The sequence below is a fragment of the Rudaea sp. genome (assembly GCF_036383415.1).
Classification (GTDB): domain Bacteria; phylum Pseudomonadota; class Gammaproteobacteria; order Xanthomonadales; family Rhodanobacteraceae; genus Rudaea.
The window spans coordinates 1-8,403 of sequence record NZ_DASVOK010000087.1; the positions used below are offsets into that span (position 1 = coordinate 1).

Below are 8,403 nucleotides of genomic sequence, written 5' to 3' on the forward strand. Positions count from 1 at the left end.
TCCACTCGTCCTGCGGACGAGCGTCTTACTTTCTCTGCTCGTGCAGAGAAAGTAAGCAAAGAGACACGCCCCAGAGCATTGCGCCTTTCGGGCATCCTGCCCGAAAGGTCCGCGTCAGCGGCCGGGTTCCGCTGACAGCACATCCGTGTGCTGGCAGCGGAATGAGCGCGATCCATCGCGCTCACCCTGCGGGCGTTTCCGACCGCTGCCGCCGCAATGCAATGGGGACCCGGAAAAGCCAAAGCAGCGCGCTCCTGCGCGCACAAGCTGGCGCTGCACGACATTGCTTTTGATCTGGCTCGTGATCTTCGGGTCCCCGTTTGCCGCGGCGAGGGCAGGACGAATCAGCCCGCAGGGTCGGCGCGATGGATCGCGCCGATTCCGCTATTGCACATGGATGTGCGTTCAACGAACCCTGGCCTGTCCTCGCGCACCCGGAGCGCGAAGCGCGCAGGGCGCGGCATCCGGGGTGTGTTCTCTTTGGTTACTTTCTCTTGCACAAGCAAGAGAAAGTAACCCGCGCGCTGGACGCGCGCGGAAAGGCGAAGGGATGCGCCCTCAAAAGGATCAAAAGCAGAGACACTGGATTCCGGCTTGACCAGCCCTTCGGCTGTTGAAAGCCGCCGGAATGACGAGCTAACGCTGATGAGTGATCAGGCCCGCTGTGCCGGCGAGCGCAAGCCGAACTGCATCAGCAACCCAATCACCACAAACAATGCTCCCGCGCTCAGCGCCAGCGACCAGTGAATACCGATGCGCGCGCCAGCAAGTCCGACGGTGATGCCGCTGAACATACGCATGCCCATCGCGAACATGCTGTAGACGCCGATTGCGCGGCCGCGCATCTCGGCAGGCGCTTCGAGTTGCACCAGCGTCTGCGCCATCGAGTTGAACGAGAGTTCGACGAAGCCGGCGACGAACAGCACGACCAGCGCGAATGGATAACTCGACGTCAGCGCGAAACTGCCGAGCGCGACGCACCAGATCATCGCGAGCACGCAGGCCGTTTGCGCGCGCGGCTGCAGCAGGCCGCGGCTCTCGAGGACGAAGCCGGCGGTCAGCGCGCCGGCGGCGTCGGCGCCGAGCAGCATGCTGTAGAAGAAGTCCGCCTTGCCTTGGCCGAGGTCGTGGGCAAAGCCCGGCATCTGCGCCTGGTAGGCGTTGCCGACGAACAACGAGGCGCAACCGGCGAGCACAGTCATCGCGAGAATCACGCGATGGTGCGCGATTTCCTGCATCGCGCGCCAGATGTCGCCGAGGTTGCGCACCGCGCGCGACGCGACCGCAACACCGGCTGCGCGGAACTTCGGCCCGTACGGAGCGACCGCAAGCCAGAGGATGAACGGCAGATACAGCGTCGCATTGACGAAGATGCCGAGGTTCGGGCCGAGCCAGAGCAGCAGCGCGCCGCCGACACCGGGGCCCATCAGCATGCCGAGCTGGCGCGCGGTCGCGTTGAGGCGCACCGCGCTCTGCAGATGCTCGCGTCCGACGATATCGTGCAGCAGCAATTGCGACGGCGGTCCCCAGAGCACGCCGGCCATGCCGTGCACGATCAGCAGCGCGGCGGCGTGCCAGATCTGCAGCGCTCCGGTGATGAACAGCACGCCCCAGGTGATCGACACGCCCATGAACAAGGCCATGCCGAGCTGGATCATGCGACGTGGATCGAAGCGGTCGGCGAGCGCGCCCGAGTACACCGAAAACAGCAGGAACGGCAACCAATGCGACACGACGGCGAAGCCGCCGAGCGCAGGCGAATGGAACTTGCCGAAGATCACCCAGTAGCTGATCACGTGCTCGATGTTATCGGCCATCATCGCCAGCGCCGAGAGCAGGAAGTAGGCGCGGAATCCGGGATGGCGTAGAGCCGCGAACGCGACGTGCGGTGCGGCGGCGGAAGCTGACGACAAGGGAATGTCCTGCGGAAGATCGAGCGCGGATTATAGTCCGCGGCACTCGTGCGATCACCGACGTGGAATTTCTTTCATTCGTGCGCGCGGTTGAATTCAAACGCGCCCGCGGGCAATGATTCCGCTTCGCCGAGCAAACGATGCCATGAACCTCACCACCCACTCCTTCTCCGCGAAGACGGTGCGACGCGCGCTCAACTTCTGGCCGCCGTTCCTGTTCGGCGGCATGCGCGTGCTCGAATGGAGCGCCGACTGGCGCCACGCGCGAGTGCGCATGAAACTCGCCTGGTACAACCGCAACTTCGTCGGCACCCAGTTCGGCGGCAACCTGTTCGCGATGACCGACCCATTCTGGATGATCATGACGATGCAGGCGCTCGGCCGCGACTACGTCGTCTGGGACAAGGCCGGCGCCATCGAATTCGTCGCGCCGGGACGCGAAGCGGTCTACGCCGAATTCCAGCTCGACGACGCCGTGCTCGACGAGATCCGCGCCGCGACTGCCAGCGGCGAGAAATACCTGCGCTGGTTCGACGTCGAGGTGAAGACCGTCGCCGGCGAAGTGGTTGCACGCGTGCGCAAGCAGATCTACGTACGACGCAAGCGCGACAAGTAGAATGGCCGCACCACTTCGGATCGTCCCCGTACATGCTCAGGAAACTCGCGAGGCTGTTGCCGCAGAACGGGCGTAATCGCCTGCGTGCATGGCAACTCAAAAGTCTGGCCGCGTGGCATGGCAGGCACGATTCGAATGTTCCGTCCACGGCCGAATCAACAGATATAGAACGCGATTGCCGGTTCTGCGCTGCGGCTCGCGTCCGTCATCACATCGTCGGAAACGTCGCACCGACTCACCCCGGACCGTTCGAACACGAGGACTATCGGCTGCTCCGCTGCTCCCTCTGCGACGTTGTCTATCTCGACCCACAGCCGAGCGATCGCGACCTGCAGACCCTCTACCAGGACTCCGTCCAGTTCAGCGACAAGACGTACTCCGATGACGCAGCGGCCCTGCGCGTGCTCGATTCGTACGCTCGTCGCATCGACCGGCTGGGGCTCGTCCCCGCGGCCGTGCAATCCATTCTCGAAGTAGGCGCCGGCCTCGCCTGGGTTGCGCGCGCCTGCAAGCAGCGAAGTCCCCGCGTGCACACGGTGGCGCAGGATATCAGTGCGGAATGTGCGGCGGCGTGCCCGTGGGTCGACGAGTACGTCGTCGGCACGATCCAGGTCGTATCCCGCGAACCGCGTTTTGCGCTCGCATCGATGACACACGTGATCGAACACCTGACCGATCCTGCCGCCATGCTCGTCGAGTTGGAGGCACGCATGTTGCGCGGAGGCTGCATCTACATCACTGCTCCGCACCGCCCGCCGCTGTGGAAGCCGTGCGACGGCATCCGCTCGTGGCTGCGCTACAGCTATCTGCATGTACCGGCGCACATCGCCTATCTGTCGCAGACCTGGCTGCGCCAGGCGGCAATGAAGGCGCGATTGGAGCTCGTGCACTGGGACGAAACGCACGACGGCCATCAGGTATTCGAGGCGGTGTTGCGCAAACCCTGAGCTGCGGGAGACTCTGCAGTGTGTGCCATGCGCCGCGACGCTCCGGCCGCTATGATGCACCTCCCCGATCTGTCGCCGAACCCATGCCCCGCCTGTACCTGCAACGCTACCTGATCACCGGCCTGCTCACTTTCATTCCGCTGTGGCTGACCTGGCTGGTGTTCGCCTTCATCGTCAGCGTGCTCTCGCGCGTCGGCGCGCCGGCTGTCACGGCGACGTTCGCGCTGATCAGCGCGATCTTTCCGGCCGCAGCCGAGTGGCTGGGCCAGGAATGGTTTCGTTCTATCGTTGCCTTCGTCGGCACGATCGTCGCGCTCTACCTGCTCGGTTTCGCCACGAGCCGCATGCTCGGACAACGCCTGCTCGCCGGGTTCGAACGCCTGATCGAGCGCATCCCGCTCGTGCACACGATCTATGGCGGCTCGAAGAAGCTGATGACGATGATGCAGAGCAAGCCCGGCAACACGCAGCGCGTCGTGCTGATCGGTTTTCCCTCGCCGACACTGAAGACGATCGGCTTCGTCACGCGCACTTTCGTCGACGGCGCGGGACGCGAAATGGCCGCGGTCTACGTGCCTACCACGCCGAACCCCACCGGCGGCTATCTCGAAATCGTGCCGGTCGACGAGCTGATCGCGACCGATTGGAGTGTCGACCAGGCGATGGCCTTCATTCTTTCCGGCGGTGCCGCAGGCCCGGACAAACTGCCAGACTTCGTGCAGAACGGAGAACCGCGCGCGTGATCGTTCGACAGTTTGTCCTGTCGCTTTGTCTGCTGATTGTTTTGCTTGCGCCGGCGCAAGCCGCCGACTGGACCACGCCCGCCGAAGCGGCGCATTTCAAGACCACGCCGAGCTATGCCGACACGCGCGCCTATCTCGAAAGGCTCGCCGCGGCGGCACCCGACAAGCTCAAATTGACGCGCTTCGGGGTCTCTCCGGAAGGCCGCGACCTGATGCTCGTCGTTGCCGCGAGCGGCGGCGAATTCACGCCCGAGGCCGCGCACGCATCAGGCAAGGAAATCGTCTTCGTCCAAGCCGGCATCCATGCGGGCGAGATCGAGGGCAAGGACGCGGGGTTGATGCTGCTGCGTGACCTCGGCGTAGGCAACAAATTTCCCCACGCCCTGGATCATGCGATCCTGCTCTATGCGCCCATCTTCAACGTCGACGGCCACGAGAATTCCAATCCCTACCTGCGCATCAACCAGAACGGGCCCGCCGAAATGGGCTTTCGCGCGACTGCGCAGAACCTCAACCTCAATCGCGACTACATCAAGGCCGACGCGCCCGAGATGCAGGCCTGGCTCGCCCTGTGGAATGCATGGCTGCCCGACTTCCTCGCCGACATCCACACCACCGACGGCGCCGATTACCGCTACGACCTGACCTGGTACACCGAGGACTGGGGCCCGCTCGATGCCGGCGTCAAGGCCTGGCAGGACGCGGCGCTGAGGAAAAGAATCTTTCCTGCGACGGACAAGCGCGGCCATCTGCTCTCGCCGTATCTCGAATTGAAGGACCACCGCGACATTACAAAGGGCATCGAGAACTTCGGTTCGGGCCAGCGTTTCTCGACCGGCTACGTCGCGCTGCAGAACCGCGCCGCACTGCTCGTCGAAACGCACATGCTCAAACCGTACGAAGTGCGCGTGCGCGCGACCTACGATTTGATCGCGTCAATTCTTGACGACATCCGCACGCACCCGGGCGAATTGCGCCGCGCGGTTGAGGCCGCCGACCGCAATACGATTGCGCGCGCAGCGCAGTCTGGCGCGACACTGCCGATCCTCTTCGCCCCAGGCGACAAATCCGTACCGCTCACGCTGAAGGGTTTCGCGTTCACTCAGACGAAGAGCGATATCTCGGGTGACATCTGGACCCGATACGATCCGTCGAAACCGAAGGATTACACGATTCCGAACTGGCGCGATCTCACCGTTCGCGAAAGCATCGCCCTGCCCGCAGCGTATCTCGTGCCTGCCGGCTGGCCGCAGGTCATCGAGAAGCTCAAGCAGCATGGCCTGCGCGTGGAGACGACGACGCGACCGCTCACGCTCGCCGTGCAGCGATATCAGATCGACGATCCACATTGGGCAAGCATGCCGTTCGAAGGACACTTGATGCTGCGTCAGTTCGCGGCGAAAACCGGAACCGCCACGCTGAGCTTTCCGCCCGGCTCTGCGGTCGTGCGCATGGACCAGCGCGCGGCCAATGTCGCCGTCAACCTGCTCGAACCCGATGCGCCCGATTCGCTGCTGCGCTGGGGCACATTCAACGCGATCTTCGAACAGAAAGAAGGCGCCGATGCGCGCGTGCTCGAGAAGCTTGCGCGCGACATGCTCGCGCAGGACGCCTCGCTCAAGGCGGAATTCGAACTACGACTGAAGAAAGACGCTAGCTTCGCCACCGATCCGCGTGCACGACTCGAGTTCTTCTATCGTCGCTCGCCGTGGTATGCAAAACAGAACATCGGCGCGTATCCGGTCGTCAAGCTCGATGCCGCCGCTCTGGCCATGGCGCGCGCTGCGCCGTGACGGCGCGTCTGCCATGTATCGCCCTGCCGCGTCGAATTCGGGCGCCCATGCCTTCCGGCACTGCCCGTGCAGGCGAAAACCGTGGAGAGTACGCCGCGAAAGCAGTCTCCTGCCTTCGAGTTTGTCATTCGGCCGGCGCCTCACCGGCCGTTTTTTTGTGCATGACTTTCTGCACTGCTGCGCGCCGCCGGCAGTCCTTACCGTGACCCTCGGAACCCGGGAGAATCCAACATGACCCATCGCCTGCGCCATCCGCTCGCCCTTGCCATCGCCTTCGCCGTCACGAGTGCGGCCCACGCTCTGTCGCCCACTGCCGGCAGCGCGCTCGATCCGGCGTCGCTTGACGCGAAATTCAAGCCTTGCGAGGACTTCTACGACCACGTCAACTCGAAATGGCTCGCGGCCAATCCGATCCCGGGGGATCGTACGCGCTGGGGCACGTTCGACGAGTTGCGCGAGAACAGCCTCAAGGCGCAACGCAAACTGATCGAAGACCCGGCGATCGCCGCTGCGGCAAGGGGCACGATCGAGCAGAAACTTGGTGATTTCTACGCCAGCGGCATGGACGAGGCCACGATTGAAAAGGCCGGCATCGCGCCGCTCAAGCCGGAACTCGCGAAGATCGCCGCGCTCAAGTCGAGCGACGATCTCGCCGCCTACATGATCGATGCGCATGCACGCGGACTCGGCGGCTACTTCGGCTTCGGCGCCCTTCCCGACTTCAAGAACTCGAGCATGGTCATCGGCTTCGCCGGCGAAGACGGCCTCGGCCTGCCCGAGCGCGCCTACTATCTCGAGGACAAGCCGGACTACGTGAAGATCCGCGGCGAATATCTCGCCCACATCGAAAAGACGCTGACCCTCGCCGGCGTCAAGGCCGACGAAGCGAAGCAGGACGCGCAATGGATCCTGGCGCTGGAAACGCGCGATGCGAAAGCCTCGCTGTCGCCGATCGAGGCGCGCGATCCGAAGAACCAGTACCACTATGCCAGCGTCGCCGAAGCGGACAAGGCGACGCCGCATTTCCCGTGGACCAAATTCCTCGCCGCGCAAGGCTTGAAGGACGTGCAGGGCTTCTCGCTCTCGCATCCGGAATGGTTCGCCGAGTTCGACAAGATGCTGACCGAGGTGCCCGTCGCGCAATGGAAGGCCTACCTGCGCTTCCACGCGATCGACGACGTCTCGCCGTACCTGTCGCGCGCCTTCGTCGAGGAGCACTTCGACTTCAGTGCGCACAAGCTGCGCGGACAGAAGGAAATCGAGCCACGCTGGAAGCGCGTGCTCGGCGCGGTCAACGGACAGATGGGCCAGGCCATGGGTCAGCTTTACGTCAAGGAGAATTTCCCGCCCGAGGCGAAACAAAGTGCCGAGCAGCTCGTCGCCAACCTGCAGGCCGCGCTCAAGCTGCGCATAGAGAAGCTCGACTGGATGAGCGATGCGACCAAGGCCAAGGCGCTGGAAAAACTGTCGACGTTCAAGCCGAAGATCGGCTATCCGGACAAGTGGCGCGACTGGACCGGTTTGTCGATCGCGAGAGCGGGTTACGTCGACAACCTGCTCGCCGCAAGCAAGTTCAACCACGACTGGCGCATGGGTCGCATCGGCAAGCCGGTCGACAAGAGCGAATGGGGCATGACGCCGCAGACCGTGAACGCCTCCTACTCGCCGCTGAAGAACGAGATCACCTTCCCGGCCGCGATCCTGCAACCGCCCTACTTCGATGCCAAGGCCGACGACGCGCTCAACTACGGCGGCATCGGCGCGGTGATCGGCCACGAGATCACGCACGGCTTCGACGACAAGGGCAGCCAGTTCGACGCGCAGGGCAACAACAGCAACTGGTGGACCGACGACGACCGCAAGAAATTCACCGAGCGCGCAGACAAGCTCGTTGCCCAGTTCGACGGCTATGTCGCACTCGAGGACCTGCATGTGAAGGGCAAGCTCACGCTCGGCGAAAACATCGCCGACTTGGGCGGCCTCAACGTCGCCTACGACGCGCTGCAGATCGCGCTGGCGAAGAATCCGACCGAGGCAAAATCGGAGATCGACGGCTTAAGCCAGGACCAGCGCTTCTTCCTCTACTTCGCCCGTCTGTGGCGCACGAACACGCTGCCGGCAACGGCCAAGGTCAACCTCAACACGGACCCGCACGCTCCGGGGCAGTTCCGCGCGATCGCCGCGCCGTCGAACATGCCCGCGTTCGCGCAGGCATTCTCGTGCAAGGCCGGTGATGCGATGGTGCGCGGTGGCGATGCGCAGGTGAAGATCTGGTAATCGATCTTCCTTCCATCAAACCAAAAAAGGGCGCGGAATTTTCCGCGCCCTTTTCGTTCCGTCGGAGACGTCGAACTTACTTGACCTGGAACGTGGTCGTCGACAACGTCTTGC

The 8,403-nt window shown here is 63.7% G+C and carries 6 protein-coding genes; 5 read left to right on the forward strand and 1 reads right to left on the reverse strand.

What is annotated here, in order from left to right; all coding sequences use genetic code 11:
- Positions 1–653 precede the first annotated feature (653 nt).
- Positions 654–1,913: an MFS transporter gene (locus tag VF497_RS03035; RefSeq protein WP_330886136.1), complete on the reverse strand. Its 1,260-nt coding sequence runs from the start codon at positions 1,911–1,913 to the stop codon at positions 654–656.
- 145 nt (positions 1,914–2,058) lie between these two features.
- Here VF497_RS03035 and VF497_RS03040 point away from each other — a divergent pair, with 145 nt between their 5' ends.
- The 5 genes from VF497_RS03040 (at position 2,059) to VF497_RS03060 (ending at position 8,289) form a co-directional block, all read left to right on the forward strand.
- The gene (locus VF497_RS03040) at positions 2,059–2,529 is read left to right on the forward strand and encodes a DUF4442 domain-containing protein (RefSeq protein ID WP_330886138.1); all 471 of its coding nucleotides are present in this window, start codon (positions 2,059–2,061) and stop codon (positions 2,527–2,529) included.
- Positions 2,530–2,585: 56 nt separating this feature from the next.
- Positions 2,586–3,476 (forward strand): class I SAM-dependent methyltransferase, encoded by an 891-nt coding sequence (locus tag VF497_RS03045; protein ID WP_330886140.1) that lies wholly within the window; start codon positions 2,586–2,588, stop codon positions 3,474–3,476.
- An 83-nt stretch (positions 3,477–3,559) separates the two neighbouring features.
- Positions 3,560–4,219, forward strand: coding sequence for a DUF502 domain-containing protein (locus VF497_RS03050; RefSeq protein WP_330886142.1), 660 nt, complete (start codon positions 3,560–3,562; stop codon positions 4,217–4,219).
- Complete coding sequence (locus tag VF497_RS03055) at positions 4,216–6,012, forward strand: M14 family metallopeptidase (protein ID WP_414706832.1); 1,797 nt, start codon at positions 4,216–4,218, stop codon at positions 6,010–6,012. Before VF497_RS03050 ends, VF497_RS03055 begins: the two co-directional genes overlap by 4 nt.
- 231 nt (positions 6,013–6,243) lie before the next feature.
- Positions 6,244–8,289, forward strand: coding sequence for a M13 family metallopeptidase (locus VF497_RS03060; protein WP_330886144.1), 2,046 nt, complete (start codon positions 6,244–6,246; stop codon positions 8,287–8,289).
- The last annotated feature ends 114 nt before the right edge of the window (positions 8,290–8,403 follow it).

Excerpts from the sequence above, each read along its gene's own strand:
- VF497_RS03040 (WP_330886138.1), top strand. The coding sequence starts at position 2,059 with ATGAACCTCACCACCCACTCCTTCTCCGCGAAGACGGTGCGACGCGCG.
- VF497_RS03050 (WP_330886142.1), top strand. The coding sequence starts at position 3,560 with ATGCCCCGCCTGTACCTGCAACGCTACCTGATCACCGGCCTGCTCACT.
- VF497_RS03060 (WP_330886144.1), top strand. The coding sequence starts at position 6,244 with ATGACCCATCGCCTGCGCCATCCGCTCGCCCTTGCCATCGCCTTCGCC.